Below are 1,987 nucleotides of genomic sequence, written 5' to 3' on the forward strand. Positions count from 1 at the left end.
CACCGAACCCCAGATCGGAGCTGACGACCTGCCCGCAATCACCGCCTGAACAACCCCAACGAAGGAACGCAGCGCTACACCACTACCCGGGACTTGACCTCAACGCGTCGTTGAAGAACCACCACATGCGTCTGCAACGCCACTCGACCCGAGTGTTCGGCCTCTCGAAGAACACCATCCTGCTCGGATTCATCCTCGCCGCAACCAACATGGCGATCCTGCTCTCCCGATACGAGTACGACCCCGCAAAGCCCGAAACCCTGCCCGCACCCGGCACCCAACTCGAGCCCCTAGCACAACGAGCACCCACAGGGTCCAACGCACGCCACCCCAAATCGCCACCACCCGCCAACGGGCCACCACCGCCCATACCGGGCGAACAACCCTGGAGCGACATCAACTGAATGCGAACCACGCCAAGCTGAACCGCCAGCCATGAATGGCCCCAACCCGAAAAACTCGGGACGGGGCCATTTTCATGCCCCTACGAACACCCGACAGCGCACTCGGGCACTTCCGCCGCGCTGAGCGCCCGACCGCAGCGGAAAACCAGCACCAAACGTCCCCTCACAACACAAAACCCGGCCCAGGATCGCTCCTGAACCGGGATTCGTGAACTCGTAGCCACACAATTCGTGAACTACCCCGCGTGGGTAGTTCACGAATTGCGGATCGGGTTGCGCCACAGCGAGGTCCGGGAAGCACCTCAACAGCCTTGCACACCGCCGGAGTCTGGTTTTGCACACTCAGCCGAACCCGTTTGGGACACAGACGAACTCAAGCGACCCGGTAAGTGGCATCGGTTTGAGGCGGACGGCCAGTGCGTCTGCGGCACGATGGTCCCTATTCCGAACAAGACCTCGCGGTCGTTCGGTGTGAGCCGGCGGAGGCGTGTGGCCGCACCGATGCGGGCGGGTTGCCGATCCAAGGTCATAGGCAGCTTATGGATCCAAGTCCTCAAGGACCTCTCCGCAATCGAAATCGGCCACACCTTCCTCGCCCGAGCCTATTGGAACGAACGAACCAACCGCGGGGTGGAGAGCCTCATGCTTGACCACGCATTCACACTCTTGGACCTGGCCTGCTTATGTTCGCACCGAAAACATGCGCTCTCAGGGTGCCGGGGAGAACCTCGGCGCGCGACGTGCGGCCGCCAACTGCCGAACGGAGACCGGGTCTACAAATTCACACACGCCACCGCACCCGTTCCTGAGGTCATCTTGTCGGCGTACCTGAGGCGCCCAGGTGTCTGGCCAACCCAGGGTCGACCCGACCGAGATTCGACCAGCCCTCCATACTTGAGCTTTCTGAGCATAGGGTCACGAAAGCATGTTCCAGACTTTTGGTAATGCACGCCCACTACATGGCGCGGCGCCGGGCCCATAACCGAAAGGGGTCGGGTCACACGGGGGCACGCTCCACCCGCTCAGAGATTCGCTAGTGTGCACGTACACGGATCACATCGATGCTAGGAACTCGCAAATGTCGAAGAGACTCCCGATCAAAGCCGCCACAATGCGGAAGCTGTTCCTTAACTCTGGAGGGCGCTGTGCAGTCGAAGGGTGCCCAACGCCCCTCCTTGACCCAGCAGGAGGGTGGGGTGGAACCGTTGCCCACATTGTCGGAGCCGAGAAGGACGGCCCACGAGGTGACAGTGACCTATCGGCGGAAGCTCGGCGCGGGTACGACAACCTCATCCTTTGCTGCGCCTATCACGGACGCACCATAGACGACCCCCATTCAGGAGAGAAGTCTTACCCCGTGGAACATCTCAGAAAAATGAAGGAGCGACATGAGAGTCGCGTTAATGAAGCCGTGAATCAGGCTATCGAGGGCGAGAAGGCTGGTGCTCAGATGGCCCCGCAGGCGCTAGACGTGAGCCCAAACCGGCTCATCACAAACGAGGGTGTAGCGGTGGGGTGAGCGGGATCGGCGCGTCGGTGCGGGGGTAGGGGTGGTCGCGTTGGACGGGTTCACCGGCTTCCAA

1 protein-coding gene is annotated in these 1,987 nt (G+C 61.6%); it reads left to right on the top strand.

Features of this window, described 5'->3' with window-relative positions:
* Nucleotides 1–404: hypothetical protein (locus D1832_RS15215; protein ID WP_206609418.1), on the top strand; the 404-nt coding region annotated here is incomplete at its 5' end.
* Nucleotides 405–1,987 lie beyond the last annotated feature (1,583 nt).

The sequence above is a fragment of the Dermacoccus abyssi genome, from assembly GCF_003515945.1.
GTDB classification, from domain to species: domain Bacteria; phylum Actinomycetota; class Actinomycetes; order Actinomycetales; family Dermatophilaceae; genus Dermacoccus; species Dermacoccus abyssi.